General features: G+C 62.8%; 27 protein-coding genes. 10 read left to right on the top strand and 17 right to left on the bottom strand.

Annotated features, from left to right (window positions below; all coding sequences use genetic code 11):
* The first annotated feature begins 81 nt into the window (after positions 1–81).
* The 3 genes from GYA94_RS03720 (at position 82) to GYA94_RS03710 (ending at position 3,326) form a co-directional block, all read left to right on the top strand.
* On the top strand, positions 82–1,332 hold the full coding sequence (locus GYA94_RS03720; RefSeq protein ID WP_047149820.1) for a lipoprotein-releasing ABC transporter permease subunit: 1,251 nt from the start codon (positions 82–84) through the stop codon (positions 1,330–1,332).
* Positions 1,333–1,339: 7 nt separating this feature from the next.
* Positions 1,340–2,023: a lipoprotein-releasing ABC transporter ATP-binding protein LolD gene (gene lolD, locus GYA94_RS03715; protein WP_172828393.1), complete on the top strand. Its 684-nt coding sequence runs from the start codon at positions 1,340–1,342 to the stop codon at positions 2,021–2,023.
* A gap of 61 nt (positions 2,024–2,084) precedes the next feature.
* Positions 2,085–3,326 carry a lipoprotein-releasing ABC transporter permease subunit gene (locus GYA94_RS03710; RefSeq protein ID WP_161891813.1) on the top strand — a complete coding sequence of 414 codons (1,242 nt, stop codon included), beginning with the start codon at positions 2,085–2,087 and terminating at the stop codon, positions 3,324–3,326.
* Positions 3,327–3,370: 44 nt separating this feature from the next.
* Here the strand turns inward: GYA94_RS03710 and GYA94_RS03705 are convergent, their stop codons facing one another.
* Positions 3,371–4,723 carry a heavy metal sensor histidine kinase gene (locus tag GYA94_RS03705; protein ID WP_161891812.1) on the bottom strand — a complete coding sequence of 451 codons (1,353 nt, stop codon included), beginning with the start codon at positions 4,721–4,723 and terminating at the stop codon, positions 3,371–3,373.
* Positions 4,720–5,400: a two-component system response regulator CinR gene (gene cinR, locus GYA94_RS03700; RefSeq protein ID WP_009686297.1), complete on the bottom strand. Its 681-nt coding sequence runs from the start codon at positions 5,398–5,400 to the stop codon at positions 4,720–4,722. The genes GYA94_RS03705 and cinR overlap by 4 nt, the downstream gene beginning before the upstream one ends.
* Before the next feature lie 200 nt (positions 5,401–5,600).
* On the opposite strand from cinR, the gene GYA94_RS03695 reads away from it, so the two are divergent.
* On the top strand, positions 5,601–6,146 hold the full coding sequence (locus GYA94_RS03695; RefSeq protein ID WP_161891811.1) for a cupredoxin domain-containing protein: 546 nt from the start codon (positions 5,601–5,603) through the stop codon (positions 6,144–6,146).
* 68 nt (positions 6,147–6,214) lie between these two features.
* Positions 6,215–7,045: an NADPH-dependent 7-cyano-7-deazaguanine reductase QueF gene (gene queF, locus GYA94_RS03690; protein WP_054911644.1), complete on the top strand. Its 831-nt coding sequence runs from the start codon at positions 6,215–6,217 to the stop codon at positions 7,043–7,045.
* 43 nt (positions 7,046–7,088) lie between these two features.
* Here the strand turns inward: queF and GYA94_RS03685 are convergent, their stop codons facing one another.
* Together GYA94_RS03685 and pcrP are read right to left on the bottom strand one after the other, a co-directional pair.
* Entirely contained in the window at positions 7,089–7,352 is a 264-nt protein-coding gene (locus GYA94_RS03685) for a DUF4404 family protein (protein ID WP_009686300.1), read from the bottom strand.
* A gap of 122 nt (positions 7,353–7,474) precedes the next feature.
* A complete protein-coding gene (gene pcrP / locus GYA94_RS03680) occupies positions 7,475–8,038 on the bottom strand; it encodes an HAD superfamily inactivated hydrolase PcrP (RefSeq protein ID WP_161891810.1) in 564 nt (187 codons plus the stop codon).
* A 199-nt stretch (positions 8,039–8,237) separates the two neighbouring features.
* Here pcrP and GYA94_RS03675 point away from each other — a divergent pair, with 199 nt between their 5' ends.
* Positions 8,238–8,945 (top strand): MlaA family lipoprotein, encoded by a 708-nt coding sequence (locus tag GYA94_RS03675; protein WP_054904171.1) that lies wholly within the window; start codon positions 8,238–8,240, stop codon positions 8,943–8,945.
* A gap of 60 nt (positions 8,946–9,005) precedes the next feature.
* On the opposite strand, the gene GYA94_RS03670 is transcribed toward GYA94_RS03675, so the two are convergent.
* A complete protein-coding gene (locus GYA94_RS03670; RefSeq protein ID WP_009686303.1) occupies positions 9,006–9,305 on the bottom strand; it encodes a PilZ domain-containing protein in 300 nt (99 codons plus the stop codon).
* A gap of 280 nt (positions 9,306–9,585) precedes the next feature.
* On the opposite strand from GYA94_RS03670, the gene rssB reads away from it, so the two are divergent.
* Positions 9,586–10,767 (top strand): two-component system response regulator RssB, encoded by a 1,182-nt coding sequence (gene rssB / locus GYA94_RS03665; RefSeq protein ID WP_054911660.1) that lies wholly within the window; start codon positions 9,586–9,588, stop codon positions 10,765–10,767.
* A complete protein-coding gene (gene rssC / locus GYA94_RS03660) occupies positions 10,764–11,246 on the top strand; it encodes an anti-sigma factor antagonist RssC (protein ID WP_009686305.1) in 483 nt (160 codons plus the stop codon). Before rssB ends, rssC begins: the two co-directional genes overlap by 4 nt.
* An 82-nt stretch (positions 11,247–11,328) precedes the next feature.
* Here rssC and GYA94_RS03655 read toward each other — a convergent pair whose 3' ends face one another.
* The 3 genes from GYA94_RS03655 to dusA form a co-directional block, all read right to left on the bottom strand.
* Positions 11,329–13,179, bottom strand: coding sequence for an alkaline phosphatase D family protein (locus GYA94_RS03655; RefSeq protein ID WP_161891809.1), 1,851 nt, complete (start codon positions 13,177–13,179; stop codon positions 11,329–11,331).
* Positions 13,180–13,250: 71 nt separating this feature from the next.
* Positions 13,251–14,177 (bottom strand): transaldolase, encoded by a 927-nt coding sequence (gene tal / locus GYA94_RS03650; RefSeq protein ID WP_054904173.1) that lies wholly within the window; start codon positions 14,175–14,177, stop codon positions 13,251–13,253.
* Positions 14,178–14,372: 195 nt separating this feature from the next.
* Complete coding sequence (gene dusA, locus GYA94_RS03645) at positions 14,373–15,383, bottom strand: tRNA dihydrouridine(20/20a) synthase DusA (protein ID WP_438826226.1); 1,011 nt, start codon at positions 15,381–15,383, stop codon at positions 14,373–14,375.
* A 96-nt stretch (positions 15,384–15,479) separates the two neighbouring features.
* Between dusA and GYA94_RS03640 the strand changes: the two genes are divergently transcribed.
* Positions 15,480–16,622 (top strand): site-specific integrase, encoded by a 1,143-nt coding sequence (locus GYA94_RS03640; protein ID WP_161891807.1) that lies wholly within the window; start codon positions 15,480–15,482, stop codon positions 16,620–16,622.
* On the opposite strand, the gene GYA94_RS03635 is transcribed toward GYA94_RS03640, so the two are convergent.
* From GYA94_RS03635 to GYA94_RS27880, 6 genes are all read right to left on the bottom strand, one after another.
* Complete coding sequence (locus tag GYA94_RS03635) at positions 16,591–16,872, bottom strand: pyocin activator PrtN family protein (RefSeq protein ID WP_161891806.1); 282 nt, start codon at positions 16,870–16,872, stop codon at positions 16,591–16,593. The two genes, GYA94_RS03640 and GYA94_RS03635, sit on opposite strands and share 32 nt — an antisense overlap.
* 10 nt (positions 16,873–16,882) lie before the next feature.
* Positions 16,883–17,059 (bottom strand): hypothetical protein, encoded by a 177-nt coding sequence (locus GYA94_RS27595; RefSeq protein WP_167524211.1) that lies wholly within the window; start codon positions 17,057–17,059, stop codon positions 16,883–16,885.
* 38 nt (positions 17,060–17,097) lie between these two features.
* Positions 17,098–17,649, bottom strand: coding sequence for a hypothetical protein (locus GYA94_RS03630; protein ID WP_161891805.1), 552 nt, complete (start codon positions 17,647–17,649; stop codon positions 17,098–17,100).
* Between the two features lie 275 nt (positions 17,650–17,924).
* A complete protein-coding gene (locus GYA94_RS03625; RefSeq protein ID WP_161891804.1) occupies positions 17,925–18,176 on the bottom strand; it encodes a hypothetical protein in 252 nt (83 codons plus the stop codon).
* 52 nt (positions 18,177–18,228) lie between these two features.
* Positions 18,229–18,603 carry a hypothetical protein gene (locus GYA94_RS03620; protein WP_161891803.1) on the bottom strand — a complete coding sequence of 125 codons (375 nt, stop codon included), beginning with the start codon at positions 18,601–18,603 and terminating at the stop codon, positions 18,229–18,231.
* A complete protein-coding gene (locus tag GYA94_RS27880) occupies positions 18,600–19,196 on the bottom strand; it encodes a hypothetical protein (RefSeq protein WP_054882110.1) in 597 nt (198 codons plus the stop codon). The genes GYA94_RS03620 and GYA94_RS27880 overlap by 4 nt, the downstream gene beginning before the upstream one ends.
* A gap of 172 nt (positions 19,197–19,368) precedes the next feature.
* On the opposite strand from GYA94_RS27880, the gene GYA94_RS28060 reads away from it, so the two are divergent.
* A complete protein-coding gene (locus GYA94_RS28060) occupies positions 19,369–19,671 on the top strand; it encodes a hypothetical protein (RefSeq protein ID WP_167524210.1) in 303 nt (100 codons plus the stop codon).
* A gap of 47 nt (positions 19,672–19,718) precedes the next feature.
* On the opposite strand, the gene GYA94_RS28055 is transcribed toward GYA94_RS28060, so the two are convergent.
* From GYA94_RS28055 to GYA94_RS03600, 3 genes are read right to left on the bottom strand one after another with little or no spacing between them, the layout of a single operon-like run.
* Positions 19,719–20,372, bottom strand: a complete 654-nt coding sequence (locus GYA94_RS28055) for a hypothetical protein (protein WP_237144674.1) — start codon at positions 20,370–20,372, stop codon at positions 19,719–19,721.
* 8 nt (positions 20,373–20,380) lie between these two features.
* On the bottom strand, positions 20,381–20,614 hold the full coding sequence (locus GYA94_RS03605) for a hypothetical protein (RefSeq protein ID WP_236232136.1): 234 nt from the start codon (positions 20,612–20,614) through the stop codon (positions 20,381–20,383).
* Positions 20,586–21,305, bottom strand: a complete 720-nt coding sequence (locus GYA94_RS03600; RefSeq protein ID WP_161891801.1) for an HNH endonuclease signature motif containing protein — start codon at positions 21,303–21,305, stop codon at positions 20,586–20,588. Before GYA94_RS03600 ends, GYA94_RS03605 begins: the two co-directional genes overlap by 29 nt.
* Positions 21,306–21,328 lie beyond the last annotated feature (23 nt).

Here is a 21,328-nt window from a genome sequence, read left to right as displayed (position 1 = left end):
GTAGCGGCGGTGGTCCGAGTGTAAAGCCGCCGTAGGCGCCTCGCCACAAGGACGTTCCCTTTCATCCGAACAAGCCCCGACATGTTCAGACCTCTTTTCGCATTTATCGGTACGCGTTATACCCGTGCCAAACGTCGCAATCACTTCGTCTCGTTCATTTCCCTGACCTCGATGATCGGCCTCGCCCTGGGCGTGGTGGTGATGATCGTGGTGCTGTCGGTGATGAACGGTTTCGACCACGAGATGCGTACCCGCGTGCTGGGCATGATCCCGCATGCCACGCTGGAGAGCGGCCAACCCATTGCCGATTGGCAGGCCCTTGCCCAACAAGTAAAGCAGAATCCGCAGGTGGTGGCGGTTGCGCCGTTCACCCAGATGCAAGGCCTGCTGACCCACGATGGCAAGGTGCAGAAAGTGCTGCTCAATGGCATCGACCCGGCCCGCGAGCGCGAGGTGTCGATCATCGACAACTTTGTCTTGCAGGGGCGCCTGGACCAGTTGGCGCCGGGCGAGTGGGGGATCATGATCGGTGACAAGGCGGCGGCCAAGCTGGGTGTGGCCATTGGCGACAAGCTCACCTTCGTCGCCCCCGAGGTCAGCGTGACCCCGGCCGGCATGTTCCCGCGCATGAAGCGCTTCACCGTGGTCGGCACCTTCCACGTTGGCGCGGGCGAGATCGACGGCTACCTGGGCTTGACCAACATCAGCGACCTGTCGCGCCTGCACCGCTGGAAGCCCGACCAGGTGCAGGGCCTGCGCCTGAAATTCGACGACCTGTTCCAGGCGCCGCGGGTAGCCTGGAGCATTGCCCAGCAGTTGGGTGACCAGGCGTTCTACAGCCGTGACTGGACCCGTACCCACGGTAACCTGTACCAGGCGATCCGCATGGAAAAAGCCATGATCGGCCTGCTGTTGCTGCTGATCGTGGCGGTGGCCGCGTTCAACATCATTTCCACGCTGGTGATGGTGGTCAACGACAAGCGTGGCGACATCGCCATCTTGCGCACCCTCGGCGCGACGCCCGGGCAAATCATGCTCATCTTCATGGTCCAGGGCACGGTGATCGGGGTGATCGGTACCCTGATCGGCGCCGTGGTCGGCATTCTTGCCGCACTGAATGTCAGTGCCGCCATCGCCGGCATCGAGAAACTGATCGGGCACAAGTTCCTCAATGCCGACGTGTATTTCATCGATTACCTGCCGTCGCAGATCCAGGCCCAGGACGTGTACATGGTCTGTGGCGCGGCGCTGGTCCTGAGTTTCTTCGCCACCTTGTACCCGGCCTGGCGTGCGGCCCGCACCCAGCCTGCCGAGGCGCTACGTTATGAGTGAGTCGCGCATGAGTGATAAAGCCGTTCTGAGTTGCCGCAACCTGGGCAAGTCCTACGACGAGGGCCCGGAGTCGGTACAGGTGCTGTCCGGCCTCAACCTGGAGCTGCACGCCGGTGAGCGCATTGCCATCGTCGGCAGCTCGGGCTCTGGCAAGAGCACCTTGCTGAACCTGTTGGGCGGCCTTGACCGGCCCACCCAGGGCAGCGTCTGGCTGGCGGGCGAAGAGCTGTCGGCGCTGGGTGAGCGTGCCCGCGGCCTGCTGCGCAACCGTGAACTGGGCTTCGTCTACCAGTTTCACCACTTGCTGCCGGAATTCACCGCCATCGAAAACGTGTGCATGCCATTGCTGATCGGCCGCACGCCCATCCCCGAGGCCCGTGAGCGGGCCGAAGCACTGCTCAAGCGCGTAGGCCTGGGCCACCGCCTCAACCACAAGCCGGCCGAGCTGTCGGGTGGCGAGCGCCAGCGTGTGGCCATTGCCCGGGCCCTGGTCAACCGCCCTGGCCTGGTGATGCTCGACGAGCCTACCGGCAACCTCGACCACCATACTGCCCAAGGCATTCAGGAGTTGATGCAGGAGCTGTCCAGTGCTTCGCGCACAGCGTTCCTGGTGGTAACGCACGACCTCAGCCTGGCGCGCCAGATGGACCGTGTATTGAAGCTCGACGACGGCCACCTGGTGGCAATCTGAGCGACTGTACGGGGCAACAGGCGTTGCCCCGTTTTCCTGTTTTCATTGGGTGATTTCGTACATGTTCAGACCCTTGCCCATTTTCATCGGCGCGCGCTACACCCGAGCCAAGCGCCGCAACCACTTCATCTCGTTCATCTCCATGACCTCGATGATCGGCCTGTCGCTGGGCGTGCTGGCGATGATCGTGGTGCTGTCGGTGATGAACGGCTTCCAGCGCGAAATGAGCTCGCGCATCCTGGGCCTGGTGCCGCATGCCGCCATCCTCGGGGTGCAGCCACTGGACGACTGGCACAAGGTTGCCGATGCGGCGCTGCAGAACCCGGCAGTGATGGCCGCCGCGCCCATTACCGAAATGGAAGGCATGCTCTCGTACAAGGGCGCGATGCAGCCGATTCAGGTGAGCGGTATCGACCCGGCCGAGGAGAGCAAGGTCTCCATCGTCGGCCAGCACATCGTCCAGGGCCGCTTGCAGGACCTGCAGCCCGGTGAGTTCGGCGTGGTCATCGGTGAGCTCACGGCCCGCCGTTTCCGCCTGAATACCGGCGACAAGCTGACCTTGATCGTGCCTGAAATCAGCAAGGAGCCGGGCGGTATCACCCCGCGCATGCAGCGCCTGACCGTGGTCGGCATCTTCAAGGTCGGCGCCGAACTGGATGGCTCCCAGGCCTATATCCATATGGCCGATGCTGGCCAGATGCAGCGCTGGGCGCCGGGCCAGGTGCAAGGCGTGCGCCTGAAGCTGCACGACCTGTACGCCGCGCCGCAGGTGTCCAAGGCCATCGCCGCCGGGCTGGGCGATGGCTACCGTGCCGATGACTGGTCGCACACCCAGGGCAGCCTGTTCAGTGCAATGAAGATGGAAAAGACCATGATCGGCCTGTTGCTGATGATGATCATTGCAGTGGCGGCGTTCAACATCATCGCCACCCTGGTGATGGTGGTGAACGACAAAGGCCCGGACATCGCCATTTTGCGCACCCTGGGCGCCACGCCAGCGCAGATCATGGGTACGTTCATGGTCCAGGGCAGCCTGATCGGTATTGTCGGCACGCTGATTGGCGGGGTGCTGGGCGTGATTGCCGCGCTGAACGTCAGCCAGATCGTCGGCTGGCTGGAGCGGGTGAGCGGGCAGCACATCTTCACCTCGGATGTGTACTTCGTCAGCAGTTTGCCGTCGCAGCTGGAGGGGAGCGATGTGCTGATGATCTGCACCGCCGGCCTGGTGATGAGCTTCCTGGCAACCATCTACCCGGCTTACCGGGCTTCGCAGGTGCAGCCGGCCATTGGCCTGGCGGTTTGAGCCACAGCTGAAGGCTTGCGCAGCGGGCTGCAAGGCAGCCTATTTCACCGGCCTTCAGTGAATTCGATCACGAAGCGCGTCCACCCCTGCGCGCACTCCGCGCGAATGCAGCCGCCATGGGCCTGCACGATCGACCGGGTAATCGCCAGCCCCAGGCCGGCATGCTCGCTACTGCCTTCACGGCGTGCCGGGTGTACCCGGTAGAAGCGGTCGAACAGCCGTGGCAGGGCCGCGGGCTCGATGGCCGCGCCGGTATTGGCCACGCTGATGCTGGGCCCCGCTGCCAGGGCCACCCGTATCTGCCCGCCTGCCGGGGTAAAGCGCAGGGCGTTATCCAGCAGGTTGGACAGGGCCCGGCGCAGCATGTGCCGGTCGCCGTGCAGCATGGCCTCACCTTCGCGCAGCATCTGCACGTCGCCGTCTTCGGCCAGCGGTGCGTAGTATTCCAGCAGCGCATCCACTTCCTCATGCAGTGCCAGTGGCGCTTGCCCAGGCACGAGCAGCCCATGGTCGGCCTTGGCGAGGAACAGCATGTCATTGATCATCTGCGCCATCCATTGCAGCTCCTCCAGGTTGCCATGCAGGGCCTCGCGGTATTCTTCCAGGCTGCGCGGGCGGGTGAGGGTGACCTGGGTGTGGGTCAGCAGGTTGGACAGCGGTGTGCGAAGCTCGTGGGCGATGTCGGCGGAGAACGCCGACAGGCGCTGGAACGCATCGTCCAGGCGCTGCAGCATGGCGTTCATGGTGCTGGCCAGCTCGGCCAGTTCTTCGGGCATCTGGGCCACTGGCAGGCGGGTGGTGAGCGAGCGAGCCGACACCCCAGCGGCCACCTGGCCCATTTGCCGCAACGGCCGCAGACCGCTGCGGGCCGCCCAGGCGCCCAGCAGCGCGGTGGCCAGCGCCGACAGGCCGACGGTCAGCCAGATCAGGCGCTGCATGCCTTGCAGGAAATGCTGGTGGTGCGTGATATCAAGGTACAACGCCAGTTGTGGCGATGCGTTGCTGCCCGGCGCCAAGGGCGCGGTCAGGCTGCGGTAGTCCGCCCCTTGGGCATGCTGGGTGCCCAGCCCGGTCGGCAGCACTGCCGGCGGCAGGCCGCTGCGGCTGGCGAACCAGGGCGTGCCGTCGGCGCCGCTGATGCGCAAGGCCAGGTCGGCTTGATGGCTCAGCGCTTCGCGCAGGGTGGGCAGGCGCGCCTTCAGCGCTTCGGCGTTATGGATGCCGGCCAGTTGCGTGCGCAGCAGCGACAGCCGTGAGGCGAGTAGTTGTTGATCCAGTTCGATGAAGTGCTGCTCACTGGCCCGGTTGAACAACAGGCCGGCGCCCAGCGAAACCGCGGCGGTGCAGGCGGCGAACAGCAGCGCCAGGCGGCTACCGAGGGATACCCGGCGCATCACGCTGGCCGCTCTTCGAGTACATAGCCCATGCCGCGCACGGTGTGGATCAGCTTGTTGGGGTGCGGGTCGTCGATTTTCAGGCGCAGGCGGCGGATTGCCACTTCGATCACATTGGTGTCGCTGTCGAAGTTCATGTCCCACACCTGTGAGGCAATCAGCGACTTGGGCAGCACTTCGCCCTGCCGGCGCAGCAACAGTTCCAGCAGGGAAAATTCCTTGGCGGTCAGGTCGATACGGCTGCCTGCGCGTTCGGCGCGGCGGCGGATCAGGTCCAGGCGCAGGTCGGCCAGGCTCAGGGTGGTGTCCTGGCTCGGGCTGGCGCCACGCCGCAGCAGGCTGCGCACCCGCGCCAGCAGTTCGGAAAAGGCGAACGGTTTGACCAGGTAATCGTCTGCGCCCAGCTCCAGGCCATGTACCCGGTCCTCGACGGCATCGCGCGCGGTCAGGAACAGCACAGGCGTATCCCGACCGGCCTGGCGCACGGCCTGGAGGATCTGCCAACCGTCGCGACCGGGCAGCATCACATCCAGGATCAGCAGGTCGTGGTCGCCGCTCAGGGCCAGGAACTGGCCGGTCTCCCCGTCGCTGGCCAGTTCGGTGGCGAAGCCGGCCTCGTTCAGGCCCTGGCGCAAGTACTGGCCGGTACGGGCCTGGTCTTCGACGATCAGCAGTTTCATAGGGGTACCAAGGTTTCAGCTGGCTTGCGGTGGCGCTGGAAACGGGCGCGCCCCGTGCGTAAGCCGCAGGGGTGGCTGAAATGATACGTGACGATGTGTCTGCATGCCCAACCTGACAAAGTTGTAATCTTGCTGTCAGCCAGTTGCCAGTCACCGGTGACTAATGTGGCTGCACCCTGTCGTGTATTCCCGGAGTCATCATGAAACGCCTGTTCCTCGCCGCCACCCTTGCCATGGCCAGCCTGCCGGCCCTAGCCGGCCAGGCCGGCACCTTTGCCTTCGGCGAGCCAGCCCCGGCGGCCAAGGCCACCCGCACTGTAGAGGTGGTACTCAAGGACATCGCCTTCGAGCCCAAGAGCCTGCAGGTAAAAGCTGGCGAAACCGTACGTTTCGTGCTCGTGAATGAAGGCAAGCTGCCACACGAATTCAACCTGGGCGACAAGGCCATGCACGCCGAACACCAGAAAGAAATGCTTGCCATGCAAGGCAAGTTGTTCAATGAGGGCATGAACCACCAGGGCATGGACCATGGCCAGGCGATGGCCCCTGGGCAAATGATGGGCCATGAACAGATGAACGATCACGGCGGTGGGCACGCGCACGGCGGCGGCAACACGGTGCTGGTGATGCCTGGCCAGCGCGCCGAACTGACCTGGACCTTCCGCAAGTCGGCGCCTATCGAGTTCGCCTGTAATGTGCCGGGGCACTACCAGGCCGGTATGGTCGGGGCACTGACCATCGAGTGACGGGGCCTGCAAGGCGGGGTGCAAAACCGGTAGACTAGGGGCAATTCCGAACCTCCAGGTCAGTTTACATGCATCCCGCTGCCGAACACTCCCCGCTGGGCAAAGCCAGCGAATACGTCGCTACCTACTCCCCGGAGCAACTGTTCCCGATCCCGCGTACGGCCAAGTGGGCCGAGCTGGGTGTTACCGCCCAGACCTTGCCTTGGCACGGTGTGGATTACTGGAACTGCTTTGAGCTGAGCTGGCTGCTGCCTTCTGGCAAGCCCGTGGTGGCGATTGGTGAGTTCGCCATTCCGGCCGATTCGCCCAACATCATCGAGTCCAAGTCGTTCAAGCTGTACCTCAACTCGCTGAACCAGACAGTCTTCGCCACCCTCGACGAGCTGCAGGCATGCCTGGCGAAGGACCTGTCGGCAGCAGCGGGCAAGCCGGTTGGGGTGAAGGTGCGCACGTTGGCAGAGGTCGAGGCCCAGGGGGTGGTGGCGTTGCCCGGCCTGTGCATCGATGCGTTGGACGTTGCCATCAGCAACTACGCACAGCCGCAGCCAGAGCTGTTGCGCTGCAGCCCTGAGCGGGTGGTTGAAGAAACCGTACACAGCCACCTGCTCAAGTCCAACTGCCCGGTTACCGGGCAGCCGGATTGGGGTAGCGTGGTCGTCGAGTACAAGGGCAGGGCGCTTGACCACGCCAGCTTGCTGACCTACCTGATCAGCTTCCGCCAGCATGCCGACTTCCACGAGCAGTGTGTGGAGCGCATCTACCTGGACTTGAAGCACTTGCTGCAGCCGGAGCACCTGACCGTGTATGCACGGTATGTGCGCCGCGGGGGGCTGGATATCAACCCGTACCGCAGTACCGATGCTATCAGCCCGGATAACCAGCGGCTGGTTCGCCAGTAAGGGCTGGGAACGCAGGAGGGGTGCAATGCACCCCTTCGTGGTGTCAGATCCCCATGCTGTGCAACGAGTTGGCAATGCTGCGCAGGGTGGCGGTAAGGTCGGGGTGTTCGGCCTCGAAGCGTTCGATCGCCAGGTTCACGCCGTCCACCAGGTTGTTGTCCGGGGTGGCTTCCTCCAGTTTCAGCTGTGCCTCGATCTGGCGCGCTTCTTCGTGCAGTGCGGCCAGCTCTTCTTCCGAGAGCGGTACGTTACGGTCCAGTTGCTCGCGCAAGGTGTTCAGGCGCTCTTGCAATTCGCGGGCAGGCATTGGCTTTTCTCCATCAATGGCTTGGCTAGCCATGGACCTCAGCGAAGCGGCAAAGGTTCTGGCCTGCTTTCAGCGTAATCCACCTGCCGGCGCTTTGCATGATCCGCGTCAACATGGCTGTATCAGGGTTTTTCACCTTTGGCCCGGCGCTGCGCGATGTCGTGCAGGCAGGTATCCAGCGCTTCCAGGTGGTCGATCACCGAATGCACGCCCAGGCTGAACAACGCCAGGGTCGCCTTGCCGCGCGCCAGGTCCTGCTCCGCAGGGGGTAGCGCTTGCCATTGGGCGGAACCGGGTTCGCACAGTGGGCTGCAGGCAGCCAGGCCGATCGTCCACAGCCCGGCGTTGAGCCCCGCCTGCAGCAACCGCGGGTCGCCGCTGACCAGTACACAGCCTGCCAGGCGTTGGCTGCCCAGCTGCATCAGTGCTTGCCAGCAGGCATTGGGTGCTGGCAAGCCCGGGTCGGTCACCGTAAACCCCGGTAGCCAGTCAGGCAGCACCTGGGCCATGCGCTGGCTCGGCGGGTCGGCGATCTCATCCAGCCAGATACAGGGGACGTGGCGCTGATGCAGGTTGGCGAGGATGGCCAGCGCGCCGGGGGCCGGTGCGGGTGCGTCGTTGGCAATCTGTACCAGGCAACCGCGCAGGCCGAACAGCACAGCGGTGAGGGCGGGTGTAGCGTGCATGGCGGCGTCCCCAAATACGCCGCAGGCTATTGGCTGATTGTTACCGCCCTGTGACAGCGGGGGCTGGTGCAACAGTTGTTCACAAAATATTGAGCAAAAATGTGTAAAGCTGTCTAACAGCCCGTAAGCCTCTATACTGCCGCCTTAACGCCACGCGACCCGTGCGCTGGCGGTCGAGAAACCCGATGGAGAGACATCTATGCGTAGGATCGGTGCCAGTGTGATCGATCGAGTCACCCAGGCCTGTGTCTGTGCCGGCATGCTGCTGGCGCCCGTGGCCGCCACCCAGGCGGCCACCGAGGAAGATCCCTGGGAAGCGGTCAACCGCCCGATCTTCCGTTTCAACGATACGGTCGACACCTATGCCCTCAAGCCGTTGGCCAAGGGCTATGAGGCCGTTACCCCGCAGTTTCTCGAAGACGGTATCCACAACATCTTCCGTAACCTGGGCGATGTGACCAACCTGGCCAACAACATCCTCCAGCTCAAGCCCCACGCAGCCGGCGTGGACACTGCGCGGCTGATCGTCAACACCACCTTTGGCCTGGGTGGGTTCTTCGATGTGGGCACCAAGATGGGCCTGCAGCGCAGCGACGAAGACTTCGGCCAAACCCTGGGCTACTGGGGCGTGCCGAGTGGCCCGTACGTGGTCATCCCGCTGCTGGGCCCGAGCACCGTGCGTGATGGCGTGGCCAGGTACCCGGACACCTATACCAAGCCTTACCGATACATAGACCACGTGCCGACCCGCAACTCGATCTTCGCCCTGGACGTGATCGACACCCGCGCCAGCCTGTTGTCGGCCGAGAAGCTGATCCAAGGCGACAAGTACATCTTCATTCGTAATGCCTACTTGCAGAACCGCGAGTTCAAGGTCAAGGATGGCGAAGTCGAAGACGACTTCTGACCGTTCATGCTGTGCAGGGGCGCCCGGGCTACGCCGCCCCTGCCGGCTTCGGGCGCCGCTTCAATGCATTGCCAGTATCCTCAAGCCGAACTTCTGCTGCCCGCCTGGCTGGTCGGCGATCCACACCACCTCGGTGCTGGCGTGCAGCCCCTTCAAGGCCGGGTGGTCGGAGTCGATCCGCACTTCGAGCTGCTGACCTACCTGAAAATGCTCTGGCGCCTGCACCTGCATGCCGCCGCTGGACAGGTCCAGGCAGCGCGCGGCGATGACCTGGCCTTCGTGCAACAGGCTCACTTCGGCGTCGATGCGCATGCGGATGAAATCGCGTTTCTCGCTGTGGCTGGAGGGCGTGTGGGGCATGCTGCATCCTTCCCATCGGGTTGCGCTGGTCGACTTTCTTATAACTCCCGGCGATTTGCCCTGTAAAGAGCGATGAGGTCGACCCACGCATGCTTGAAACCCCTGGCGGATGGGAGTACCGTCTGCGCCTTACAAGGTTGCTCTCACAGTTGCCGACAGTTGCCGGGCAGGTGTTCTTGTCCTACAACTCAAGTAGAGTATGACCACAAAGAATTCCCGTAGCTGGCCGTCTGCCTTGCCGACACCGCTGCACCAACCTAAATCGGCGCCGTTCGCCCACATGCAGAATACCAGTGCAACGCTGCTGATCATCGATGACGACGACGTGGTCCGTGCGAGCCTCGCCGCGTATCTTGAAGACAGTGGTTTCAGCGTGCTCCAGGCCGGTAATGGCCAGCAGGGGCTTCAGGTCTTCGAAGAGCACCAGCCCGACCTCGTGATCTGCGACCTGCGTATGCCGCAGATGGGCGGGCTCGAACTCATCCGCCAGGTCAGCGAGCGTGCGCCGCAGGTGCCGGTGATCGTGGTGTCCGGTGCCGGCGTCATGAGTGATGCGGTGGAAGCACTGCGCCTGGGGGCTGCGGATTACCTGATCAAGCCGCTGGAAGACCTGGCCGTACTGGAGCACTCGGTGCGCCGCGCCCTCGACCGCTCGCGCCTGGTGCTGGAAAACCAGCGCTACCGCGACAAGCTCGAAGCCGCCAACCGCGAACTGGAGGCCAGCCTGCACCTGCTGCAGGAAGACCAGACCGCCGGCCGCCAGGTGCAGATGAACATGCTGCCGGAAAGCCCGTGGGGTGCCGGCGAGTTCGCCTTCGAGCATCAGATCATCCCGTCGCTGTACCTGTCGGGTGATTTCGTCGACTACTTCCGCGTCGATGACCGGCGTATCGCCTTCTACCTTGCCGATGTTTCAGGGCACGGCGCGTCGTCGGCCTTTGTCACCGTGCTGTTGAAATTCATGACCACACGCCTCATGTTCGAACTCAAGCGCAACAAGATGCGTGAGTTCAAGCCATCGGAAGTGCTCAGCCACATCAACCGCGGCCTGATCAACAGCAAGCTGGGCAAGCACGTGACCATGGTAGGTGGCGTGATAGACGAGGATTCGGGCCTGCTGACCTACGCCGTTGGCGGCCACTTGCCGCTGCCGGTGCTGTACACCCCAGGCAACGCCCGCTACCTGGAAGGCCGTGGCCTGCCGGTGGGGCTGTTTGACGAGGCCACTTACCAGGACCTGGTCGTGGAACTGCCGCCACAATTCAGCATCAGCCTCATGTCCGATGGCATTCTGGACCTTTTGCCGGGTGATACGCTCAAAGATAAAGAAGCCGCCTTGCCGGAGATCGTCAAGGCAGCAGGTGGTAGCCTGGATGGGCTGCGTCAACGTTTTGGATTGGCTACGCTTGGGGAGATGCCGGATGATATCGCCCTATTGGTGTTAAGCAGGAACCTTCAATGAGTACCGGTAGAATCCAGTTCGCCGAGCAGAGCGGTACCTTTGTACTGAAATTTGTCGGTGAAGTGCGCCTGACCTTGTGTTCGGCGCTGGATGCAACGATCGAGAAGATTTTCACGGCGCTGAACTTCTCGGCCATTGTCATCGACCTGACCGAAACCGAGAGCATCGACAGCACCACCTTGGGCCTGCTGGCCAAGCTGTCGATCCTGTCGCGCCAGAAGGTAGGCCTGCTGCCGACGGTGGTGACCACCAATCCGGACATCTCCCGGCTGCTGCAATCGATGGGCTTCGATCAGGTGTTCAATATCGTCGATCGGCCAATTCCCTGCCCCGAGTGCCTGACCGACCTGCCGTCGCAGGACCAGAACGAAGACGTGGTGCGTTCCAAGGTGCTGGAGGCGCACAAGATCCTCATGGGCCTGAATGACTCCAACCGCGAAGCGTTCCATGACCTGGTGAATGCGCTGGAGCGCAGCTAGGCACTGTGCCTTGAGGGGCGTGCGCGATTGTAGCGGCGCCACTTCGCAAGAGCTTGGCCCACGCGCTGGCCACGCTGCCTGGCTACGGGTCCCCGATAAACTCGGTTGCCTGCGCGCCACCCGCATCCAGCTGATACACGCGGACCGGCCGCCCCTGCCGATCAAAAAACACCTGCCCCAGCCCCGCGCCGTTCCACAGCCGTTCCCCGGCCTTGCTGTGGCTGGGCGTGCGTGGCACGACCTCCATTTCCCGGCGTTTGGTAAACCAGTTAAGCGGCGAGCGCGGCGAGTACAGCCAGCGGTTGAGGCGGTCCAGCACGTCCAGCAGTCGCCTGGGGAACTCGTTCTTGATGCCGCTGCTGGTCACTTGCCACAAGTGTGGGCTGCGTTGGCGGTGGCGAATCAGCACTTCGTAGACGAACGAATAGTGCACATCGCCCGACAGCACCACGTAGTGCCCGGGTGTGCGCGAGTGGCGGAATATGTTGAGGATGACCTGCGCCGCCCCGCGGTGGGCCATCCAGTTTTCGGCGTCGACCAGCAAGGGGTAGCCCAGCCAGCTGAAGACCTTCTGCACCGTCTCGATCAGTTTCACGCCGAAAATCGGCGCCGGTGAAACGATGACTGCCGATGGGTGATCGAGCAGCGCCTGCTGCAGTTCACTCAACGCTTCCCAGTCCAGCAGGCCGGATGGCCTGGCCAGGTTGCTTTCGCTACGCCAGCGGCGGGTACGGGTGTCCAGCACCAGCAAGGGCGGCTCGGTAGGCAGGCTGAACTGCCAGCCCTGAAAGCGCAGCAGCTCACCGATCACTGCGTCCTGGTTGTCGCCGGTCAGTGCCTGGCACTGGTCGAGCAGCGGCTTGCAGGTGTCCGGGGCATTGCCCCAGGCCTGGCACAACAGGTAGCCGAGCAGGGCATTGCCGATGATCCGTCGTGAAAACGGGTGGCCGTAGGCGGTCTGCTCCCATTGTGCCGACAGGTTCCAGTCGTCGGTGATGTCGTGGTCGTCGAAGATCATCAGGCAGGGCAGGTGGGCCATGGCCCTGGCCACTTGGCCGAGGTTTTCGGCAAACCCGCGGACCAGCGGCAGCTCGTGCTGGTAACGGGCCTGGTGTTGGTCGCTGAGCCCGGCTGGCATGGCCAGGTCGACCAGCTGCCACGGCACGGGGGACCACACCAGCAGGTACATGGCCATGACTTCGGCGAAGGTCACCAGGTGGTTGTCAGCGTTGCTGGAAGAGAAGATCGGTTTGCGCTTGCCACCGAAAAACCGCTCGCGCAGGGTTTCGTTGAGCTTCTGTGCCGGCAGCAGGTCTGCGCGGTGATAGTAACTGGCCGGGTGCTGGTACAGCGCCTGGCTGTCGGTGACCACCGCACCTTCAAGTTGCTCGTCGAACAGGCCCAGGCGCGCGATCAGGCTGTGGATGGCACGCAGCATCGGCCCGGCCACGTCGTCGGCATACACCTGGTCGCCGGTCATCAGCAGCACGGCGGGGCGGTCTTGCGGGGTTGTGCAAGCCTGCAGCAGGCGGTCTGCGCACAGCAGGCCGTCGGCCGCAGGGTGGTGCGGTTTGCGGCAGGAGCCATGCAGCAGGTGGTCGAGGCGCTCGCGCAACACCAGGTTGGGGCGCTGGTTGCCGGGGTAGACCAGGTGAGGTGCCCAATCGGCGATGCCCTTGCCATTGATCAGCAGGTCATAGTCCAGCAACTGGTTGCAGGGCAGCGCATCGTTGAAATGGATGTCCAGCAAGTGAATGAAGGCCTGCTTGCCTACGGCTACCACCTGGCAGTCGACCTGGGCCTCGCTGGCGGTGCAGACGAATTGCGCGTGCAGCGGTTCGGTGGCGACCAGCCAGATAGCCAGGCGCTGGGGTTCCAGGCGCCGCAGGACCGGGCCGGCGAGTACGAGGGGCAACAGTGTAGGGGCGGTCATCAACAGCTCGGGAAGGGTATGGGGCGCAAGGTGCTTGGCACTTTACGCCCGTCTGGCAAGGCCGAAACTACTCAGGCGTTTTCAGCCATCAGTTTTTCCAGCTTTTCCTGGTCCCGGGCAAACTGGCGGATGCCCTCGGCCAGTTTCTCGGTGGCCATGGCATCTTCGTTCATTGCCCAACGGAACTGGCTTTCGTTCAGCACCTGCTTGGCTTCGCCAGCATTGCCTGGCTTGAGCATGCGCGGCAACTCACCCTGGTCGCTGCTCAACTGGTCGAGCAGGTCAGGGCTGATGGTCAGGCGATCGCAGCCCGCCAGTTGTTCGATCTGGCCGATGTTGCGGAAGCTGGCACCCATGACGACGGTGTCGTAGCCATTGGCCTTGTAGTAGTTGTAGATGCGCGTGACCGATTGCACACCCGGGTCTTCGGCGCCCACGTAGTCCTGGCCGGTGCTTTTCTTGTACCAGTCGTAGATCCGGCCCACGAACGGCGAAATCAGGAACACCCCGGCATCCGCACAGGCCTGGGCCTGGGCGAACGAGAACAGCAGGGTAAGGTTGGTCTGGATACCTTCCTTTTCCAGCTTCTCGGCAGCGCGGATGCCTTCCCAGGTCGAGGCCAGTTTGATCAGCACGCGGTCACGGCCGACGCCGGCTTTTTCATACAGGTCGATCAGCGCCCGGGCCTTGGCCAGCAGGGCCGGTTCGTCGAATGACAGGCGGGCATCCACCTCGGTGGAGATACGCCCGGGAATGACCTTGAGGATGCCCGAGCCCACGGCCACGGCAAACTTGTCGCAGGCCAGGTCGACATTGCCCTTGGCATCTGCCTTGACCTGCTTGAGCAGGTCCGCGTAACCGGTGATGGCAGCGGCTTTGAGCAGCAGCGACGGGTTGGTGGTGGCATCGACCGGTTTCAGGCGGGTGATGGCGTCCAGGTCTCCGGTATCGGCGACCACGGTGGTGAACTGCTTGAGTTGTTCCAGCTTGGAGGTCATGGGCGTGCTCTGTCCTGTGCAATGACTCGACATTACCCGAGCCCCGACGGCCGCTCAAGGGCCGGTAGGCGCGGGCCTGCCACGAAGGGTGGTGTGAAGATGATATTCGAGTCCGGCGCCACCCCGAGGTTCCGCACACCACCAAACCACCGCGCGTGCTGGCGTCATCTGCACCCGCTGTCGCTACACAGCGCATCAGCGCCCCTGAAGCAGCTCCACTGCCTGGTCGAACACGGCCAGCGGCTGCGCCGCCTTGTGAATATCCGCCGACAGCAGCTGACGGAAGCGCCGGGCGCCCTTGAACCCCTGGGCCAGCCCCAGAATGTGCCGGGTAACATGGTGCATCGCGCCACCACTTTCCATGTGCGCCACGATGTACGGCCGTAGCTGCGCCAACGCCTCGCTGCGGCTGATCACGGCAGCTTCGCTGCCGAACAGTTGCTGATCCACCTCCGCCAGCAGGTACGGGTTGTGATAGGCCTCACGCCCCAGCATCACCCCGTCGAAGGTTTGCAGGTGCGCCTGGCACTCGCCGAGGGTTTTGATTCCGCCGTTGAGCACAATCTCCAGGTCCGGGAAGTCGGCCTTCAATTGCGCTGCCACGTCGTAGCGCAGCGGAGGGATCTCGCGGTTTTCCTTCGGCGAAAGCCCTTCCAGAATCGCGATGCGCGCATGCACGGTAAAGCTGCGGCAGCCCGCTTCGCGCACTTGGCCAACGAAGTCGCACAGCTCGGCGTAGCTGTCGCGCCCATTGATGCCGATGCGGTGCTTGACCGTCACCGGGGTGGCTACCGCATCGCGCATGGCCTTCACGCAATCGGCCACCAGCGCCGGGTGGGCCATCAGGCAGGCACCGATCATGTTGTTCTGCACCCGGTCGCTCGGGCAGCCGACATTGAGGTTGACCTCGTCGTAGCCGGCTTGCTCGGCAAGGCGGGCACAGGCCGCCAGGTCGGCAGGCACGCTGCCGCCCAGCTGCAGGGCCAGCGGATGCTCGGAAACGTCATGGCGCAGGAAACGGTCGGCGTCGTTGTGCAGCAGGGCGCCGGTGGTGACCATTTCGGTGTAGAGCAAGGTTTGCTTGGACAGCAGGCGCAGGAAGAAGCGGCAATGGCGGTCTGTCCAGTCCATCATCGGTGCAACAGAAAATCCCCTAACTACCGTATTCATTGGGCGCGCTTGATTTTCTGGTGTTTCGGGGTGCATTCGGGCTTCTCTCATTATCTATCGTTTACAACCTTTTTTGCTTATTCTCCTTGGCTCGTTGCTGAATTTCAGCAAGAGCAGCAGAGGATTTAGCAAATGGGCACCATCACCACCCGCAAAAGGAAAGACGGGTCTACCACATACGACGCCCAGATCAGGATCATGCGCAAGGGCGTGAAAGTCTATCAGGAAAGCCAGACCTTCGATCGGAAGACTACCGCCCAGTCGTGGATCAGGAAGCGCGAGGCCGAGCTGCACGAGCCTGGCGCGATCGCCAAGGCCAACCGGGACGGGGTGACGGTCAAGCATATGATCGATCGCTACCTCGACCAGTACGAAAAGCTGCGCCCCCTCGGCAAAACCAAGCGGGCCACTCTCAACGCCATCAAGGAGACATGGCTAGGCGAAGTCACCGACGCCGACCTGACCAGCCAGAAACTGGTCGAGTACGCCATGTGGCGGATGGAGAATGACGGCATCCAGGCGCAGACCGTGGGCAACGACCTGGCTCACCTCGGCGCAGTGCTGTCCGTGGCCAGGCCGGCCTGGGGCTATGAGGTAGATCCCCATGCAATGCCCGACGCCCGAAAGGTGCTGCGCAAGATGGGCGCCGTCAGCAAAAGCCGCGAGCGCAACCGCCGGCCAACTCTGGACGAGCTCGACCGCATCCTCGAGTACTTCGACGAGATGCGCGACCGCCGCAAGCAGGAGATCGACATGCTACGGGTGGTGCTGTTCGCGCTGTTCTCGACCCGGCGCCAAGAGGAGATCACGAGGATTCGCTGGGACGCGATGAATGAAAAGGACCAGTCGGTGCTGATCACCGACATGAAGAACCCCGGGCAGAAGTACAGCAACGACGTGTGGTGCCATGTGCCCGATGAAGCCTGGCGCATCCTGAGGTCGATGCCGCGAGTAGCTGATGAGGTCTTCCCGTACAACTCGAAGTCAATCTCGGCCTCGTTCACGCGCGCCTGCAACTTCCTTGAGGTGGACGATCTGCACTTCCACGACCTGCGCCATGACGGCGTCAGCCGGTTGTTCGAAATGGGGTGGGATATCCCGAAGGTGGCCTCTGTTTCCGGTCACCGGGATTGGAACTCGATGCGGCGCTATACGCACCTGCGGGGGAATGGCGATCCATATAAAGGATGGGAATGGATCGAGAGGGTGATAACGGGCCCCGTGATCGAGGCCCAGAAGAGGATCAGGAGACGCGTCGAAGACCGCGACCCATGAGCTTGTCGTGCTCGGTCTTGGCCTTGGCGTGCTGAGTGTCGAGATAGGAGGCCAGGTCGTTCAAGTGAACGCCACGGGCCGACTTCTGGCTCGACTCCATGCAGACCAGCGGTAGGTTGATTTCGCCCCGGGCGACCTTGGCTTTCATCTTCTCCGGGGTCAGGTGGCTGAAGTAGTCGAGGCACACGCGCTCGAGCGGGATGATTGCCTGGCCGCCGTACTGGGCCATGAGTAGGAAATAGGTGTTCATGTGGGCCTCCTCAGGCTAGAAAGTGGTGCCCGACCCGCGCCGCACGCGCGGCTTCCTCGGTTCGGAACATGAGCTGGGTTTTGCTGGTCCGGCCATAGGCCTTGTATTCGGCGTCGACCCACCAGGCGCCGAACTTTCGGTATGGCTCGCCGAGGATCTTCGTGACGTAGCAGTCGATCAGGTTCATGGATGGTCTCCACGCCGCCGGTGGCGGCAGGTTGGTGGTCAGGCCAGCAGTACTTCCCGCACGACTTCCCAGAGTCGAGCTGCGGGCCACTGGTAGCGGTCGAAGTCGGTGTCAGGCTGGATGCCGTAGCGGCAGGTGGAGTGGGCGCCGGCAGGGTATTCGCCGCGCTTCTGCATGATGGTGGCCACGCGGCCGTCACCGCCCGGCTCAGTGCGGTGATACTCATACGCCTGGGTGTTGTAATCGTTGCCGGCCTCGATTTTGAAGGTGGTTTCGTGCACCAGGTCGGCGCGGCCGTCTGGTGTCCATGGCCGTCCGCCGCCGGCGGTGCGCTTGCCTTCGTGGAGGTACAGCACGAACTCGCCTTCGGGGTTATGCATCAGCCAGTAGCAATGATTGATCTGCGTGCCGACCAGCACCCGGGAGACGAAATTGAAGCGGTGATCGTGGATTGCCGAGTGCTCGAAGCAGGCGCGGCGCGGCAGGTCGGGGTGCCACACATGCAGGCGCTGATCGCCCTGCAGCTGAACCTGGACGAAACCCAGGCCGTGAAGCGTGATTTTGTCGGTCATCACGTCGTCGATGATCATCGCGATAGATCTCCCTGCCCGCGCATGTCGGCGGGCTCGTGTGATTTAATTGGGGTTCAATAGGAGGATCGATATGGCTAAGGAAACTAGAAAGCCGTGGGGCTATGCAGCAGTCACCCTGATACCAACTGGCGTCGGGTTCGCTTTCAGTGGACTGATGACAAGCCAGCCTGCCTTCATCTACAGCGGCCTTGGCATGGCCATACCGGGCGTTTTGCTGGCCGTGACGCACTTCTGGTCGGCACGCCGGCGGGCTTGAGTTGTAGGGGGAGGGGTTAGTAGTCGAAGTCGTATTCGGCGAAGCAGGGCGCGCATAGAGGGCGCTGGCCGCGCTGCGCCCACGCCGAGGCCTTGAGCAGCCAGCGGCTCTTGTCCACGAAGCGGCCGCAATCGCGGCAGTGGGTGTGATGATCGGCGGCCTTGAGCTGCGCGAACTGGGCGATGCGCTGGCGCTCATCCTCGGCTAACAGCTGCCGGAAGTGCTCTTGCTCTTCCTTCTCCGTCATGTGCGGGTAGATCTTGCTCATGCCAGTCATCGCGGCCCCCTGTAGATCAGGTGGGCCATGTAGGCTAGGGCGATCATTCCTGAGCATCCTGTGTCACGCCCAGTTCGCCCATCACCTCAGTGGCAATGGCGAAGCCCGGCGAGCCCAGCGGGCACTCCTGAATGATGCGGTTCATCCCAGCCACAAGGTCGCGGGCCGTGCCGATCATCATGTCTGCGTCGGCGTCCATGTCCAGGCCCAGGGCTTCGCCAATGCTGCCGATCTGCACGGAGGCGTCCAGCAGCATGCGCTTTCTGCGCTCGGACTCATTGCTCAGAGCCTCGTTCTCGGCCTTAAGCTGGTCGTAAGCCTCAGCCATCACGACATCCGGGCCGTGCGGGTTGTAGCTAATGCGGTTGCCATCCTCGGACAGCATTTTGACGACCCTGTAACGATGAACTTCAGTCATGGCCTGGTCTCCTCAGCAAGCCCTGGACGCATTGCAGAACTGTCGCCCACCACTTGGCGGAACCAATTGAGCATGGCGGCGCCAGTGCTAATCGTGTGGTGGCGAGCCTTATCCTGATCACCTGACATGTGCGCAATCATCGCCTTCTGCGCCAAGTACCCAATCAGCCAGAACCAGTCGGCCGGAGCTTTCCCTGCATCTTGATCAGAACCCCAGCGCTTTACCTGGTGCCCGGCCTCCAGCTTCACCCCTTCAAACCAATCAGCCGTATGCGGGGTATCAAGCAACTTTTTTAGCTGTTCGATTTCAGCCTGCAGTTCAGCGACTTGGCCGTGCTCGCATTCGTCGCTTTGGTCGTCGATCAGCTTCAGACCGACGATTTCGTCGTCGCGCCAACCGCCGTAATCGTGGTCGTACCGCTCGCAGAAGAAGCCCTCGTCGCCGTCGCGTGTCGGGATCGTGTAGCTGTCAAAGGGGCCGCCATAGGTCGGCACCATCCCGCCATCTGGATGCTCGATCCACATGAAGAACTTGCGGCCTGTGATCGGGCATTCGTCCGGGCACCACCGTGCCGCCGTTTGTGCGCTGGGCATTCGGATTCCTTGGCCGCCATATCGCGGCAGTGACTAGAGGGGAGAGGGGTTAGGAGCATTGGTGATGGCCAATAGTCTGATTCAGATCACGAAACAGGCAGGTGCGGTTGCGAACCGCTTCGGTTTGGCTATGGTGGGTTGATGCATACAACTGAAGTCGAAGGGGGACGGCATGAGAATTCGCGGTGATGTTTTTTGGTCTTGGGCTGACCCGACGCTTCACCATAGGACTCATGACGAAACACTCGACGATGGAACGTTCATAGATGTCCAAGTGCGACTGTCGCGCACGGGCAACACGCAGATGTTCCTCGGCGTTTATGCGGCGGGTGGAGCTCCCCTCCACGAAGAGGCGTTCGACTCTCGTCCAGGCGAGTCGATGACCAGGGCATTAGCGTGGGGCGTGGGGCGTGCTCGCCGAATCGCCACCGAGGGTCTGGCTGCAACGGACAAGCGCGCGGCCTGCTCGAAATAGAAAGGCGAGGGGTTACAGCTGGGCGGAGTACAAATGTGCTCTTGCGGTCATTCGCCTTGGTTGGCGAGTGCATTCAGGCGCTGGAAGGACGTGCCGGGCATTCCCTGGTACGGCTCATCTGACGCGCCCGCAGCTCCGTCGGGCGATAGGGCGGCACGCAGCTTCTTGATCAACCGCCACTCGGCATCGCTGCGGCCAACCCCGTCGTCAATGAATTCAAGTGCCTCGCGCAGCAGTGCAAGCCGATCGGCCAGCTGGGTGCGCTGATTCGAGATCCGCAGGCTTTGCCGCATGATCTGGTTATCCGAATGCTTGACGACATCGCGCAGCCGCTCAGCCTCATCGGCACCGGTCATCGGCCCCAGGCCAACAATCGGCAGCCCAGTCGCCTCCGCATCCCGCTCTGCCTCTTCTTTGGTCCACCAGATGGCAGTACCAACCATCCAGGCTATGGGTTCGGGGTGGGGCTGCGGGGCTGGAAGTAGGTCGGCCAGGGCGATATCGGGCGCTTTGCACTGGGCGGCATCTATGGCAGCCATCGCCAAGTCGCGGTCGCGCATGCCGTGCACGCCCTTCAGGCGAGTGATGCACGCTGTGGCGGCCTCGACCTGCTGTTCTGTCCAGATGCTGCGCTCTACCAGCATGTAGCCTTCGGGCACGCTGACCATCTCGGTGTTGCTGGATCGGTTTTCTGTGGGCATGGGATACCTCAGTGGGAATGCGCTGATGGCAGGGCACGCTCGGACTCGATGAAGCCAGTGCTTTGGGCCTCCCCATCCGTTGCGGCGATGAATGCAACTTCAACCTTTGCTGAATCCACCAGCACCTTGGCCACATCGGCAATAGCCTTAGCGCGGTCGATGTCCATTGGGTCTTCTTTGTCCTGTAGCGCCTCCAGCGTGGCGAACAGGTGGTTACGCAGATCGGTCATCTTGTTTTTCACTGGCGGCCTCGCTGATCGCTCTCTTGAGCTTGCTGAGTTGGCGGATGGTTGACTTGAGCTCGGGCGGGTAGCGATGGATGGTGTTCCGGCGCATGTTCTCTGCGCGGGTCACCAGCTCAAGGTTGTCGAGCTCGATGTGTTGTGGGTTGCGATCCTTGAACACCACCAGGTGGCCTGGCGGGATCTCGCCGTGGGCCTCCTCCCAAAGCAGCGAGTGCACCGACTTCCACCGGCGATACGAAGGTCCGTCATCGCAAACCTTCCGCTGCCGTATCCCGTCCTCGGTGACCCGCTCTGTGCCCACTGGAAGCCAGGTGTGAGGCCTATTCCCCTTTCGGAACTGAGTAGCCTCGCCACCTATCTGAAGGCCCTTCAACCCCTTGTTCCATGGGTCTTGGCCAGGCTTGAACCGGTACTCGCGCCCGGGGCTGTCCTCCCGCCGCAGGCGGCATGCATGCTCGCTGGCGAGATACTCGGCGCTTCGAGCAAGCCCCAAGGCATGAGCCTTGTTGTATATGGCGTGGTCGGGGCGATTGAATGTGCGGACCAGGTCCGGCATTGGGGTGTCGGGGTACAGCGCCCGGAGCCTGGCCACCTCCGCGTCGGTCCAAAATCTACGCGACGGCTCGGGCAAGGCCTTCACAAGCCGTCGCCTTGCGTCTTGCAAGGCCTGCAGGGCGATTGGGTTCATGGTTGATCCTCGCCGGGGAGGCG

Source organism: Pseudomonas juntendi, assembly GCF_009932375.1.
GTDB lineage: Bacteria > Pseudomonadota > Gammaproteobacteria > Pseudomonadales > Pseudomonadaceae > Aquipseudomonas > Aquipseudomonas juntendi.
The sequence above is the reverse complement of the archived record's forward strand: the minus strand, read 5'-3'. Positions and strand labels throughout refer to the sequence as shown.

Excerpts from the sequence above, each read along its gene's own strand:
- GYA94_RS03720 (WP_047149820.1), top strand. The coding sequence starts at position 82 with ATGTTCAGACCTCTTTTCGCATTTATCGGTACGCGTTATACCCGTGCC.
- lolD (WP_172828393.1), top strand. The coding sequence starts at position 1,340 with ATGAGTGATAAAGCCGTTCTGAGTTGCCGCAACCTGGGCAAGTCCTAC.
- GYA94_RS03710 (WP_161891813.1), top strand. The coding sequence starts at position 2,085 with ATGTTCAGACCCTTGCCCATTTTCATCGGCGCGCGCTACACCCGAGCC.
- cinR (WP_009686297.1), bottom strand. The coding sequence starts at position 5,400 with ATGAAACTGCTGATCGTCGAAGACCAGGCCCGTACCGGCCAGTACTTG.
- GYA94_RS03695 (WP_161891811.1), top strand. The coding sequence starts at position 5,601 with ATGAAACGCCTGTTCCTCGCCGCCACCCTTGCCATGGCCAGCCTGCCG.
- queF (WP_054911644.1), top strand. The coding sequence starts at position 6,215 with ATGCATCCCGCTGCCGAACACTCCCCGCTGGGCAAAGCCAGCGAATAC.
- GYA94_RS03685 (WP_009686300.1), bottom strand. The coding sequence starts at position 7,352 with ATGCCTGCCCGCGAATTGCAAGAGCGCCTGAACACCTTGCGCGAGCAA.
- pcrP (WP_161891810.1), bottom strand. The coding sequence starts at position 8,038 with ATGCACGCTACACCCGCCCTCACCGCTGTGCTGTTCGGCCTGCGCGGT.
- GYA94_RS03675 (WP_054904171.1), top strand. The coding sequence starts at position 8,238 with ATGCGTAGGATCGGTGCCAGTGTGATCGATCGAGTCACCCAGGCCTGT.
- GYA94_RS03670 (WP_009686303.1), bottom strand. The coding sequence starts at position 9,305 with ATGCCCCACACGCCCTCCAGCCACAGCGAGAAACGCGATTTCATCCGC.
- rssB (WP_054911660.1), top strand. The coding sequence starts at position 9,586 with ATGCAGAATACCAGTGCAACGCTGCTGATCATCGATGACGACGACGTG.
- rssC (WP_009686305.1), top strand. The coding sequence starts at position 10,764 with ATGAGTACCGGTAGAATCCAGTTCGCCGAGCAGAGCGGTACCTTTGTA.
- GYA94_RS03655 (WP_161891809.1), bottom strand. The coding sequence starts at position 13,179 with ATGACCGCCCCTACACTGTTGCCCCTCGTACTCGCCGGCCCGGTCCTG.
- tal (WP_054904173.1), bottom strand. The coding sequence starts at position 14,177 with ATGACCTCCAAGCTGGAACAACTCAAGCAGTTCACCACCGTGGTCGCC.
- dusA (WP_438826226.1), bottom strand. The coding sequence starts at position 15,383 with ATGCACCCCGAAACACCAGAAAATCAAGCGCGCCCAATGAATACGGTA.
- GYA94_RS03640 (WP_161891807.1), top strand. The coding sequence starts at position 15,480 with ATGGGCACCATCACCACCCGCAAAAGGAAAGACGGGTCTACCACATAC.
- GYA94_RS03635 (WP_161891806.1), bottom strand. The coding sequence starts at position 16,872 with ATGAACACCTATTTCCTACTCATGGCCCAGTACGGCGGCCAGGCAATC.
- GYA94_RS27595 (WP_167524211.1), bottom strand. The coding sequence starts at position 17,059 with ATGAACCTGATCGACTGCTACGTCACGAAGATCCTCGGCGAGCCATAC.
- GYA94_RS03630 (WP_161891805.1), bottom strand. The coding sequence starts at position 17,649 with ATGATCATCGACGACGTGATGACCGACAAAATCACGCTTCACGGCCTG.
- GYA94_RS03625 (WP_161891804.1), bottom strand. The coding sequence starts at position 18,176 with ATGAGCAAGATCTACCCGCACATGACGGAGAAGGAAGAGCAAGAGCAC.
- GYA94_RS03620 (WP_161891803.1), bottom strand. The coding sequence starts at position 18,603 with ATGACTGAAGTTCATCGTTACAGGGTCGTCAAAATGCTGTCCGAGGAT.
- GYA94_RS27880 (WP_054882110.1), bottom strand. The coding sequence starts at position 19,196 with ATGCCCAGCGCACAAACGGCGGCACGGTGGTGCCCGGACGAATGCCCG.
- GYA94_RS28060 (WP_167524210.1), top strand. The coding sequence starts at position 19,369 with ATGAGAATTCGCGGTGATGTTTTTTGGTCTTGGGCTGACCCGACGCTT.
- GYA94_RS28055 (WP_237144674.1), bottom strand. The coding sequence starts at position 20,372 with ATGCCCACAGAAAACCGATCCAGCAACACCGAGATGGTCAGCGTGCCC.
- GYA94_RS03600 (WP_161891801.1), bottom strand. The coding sequence starts at position 21,305 with ATGAACCCAATCGCCCTGCAGGCCTTGCAAGACGCAAGGCGACGGCTT.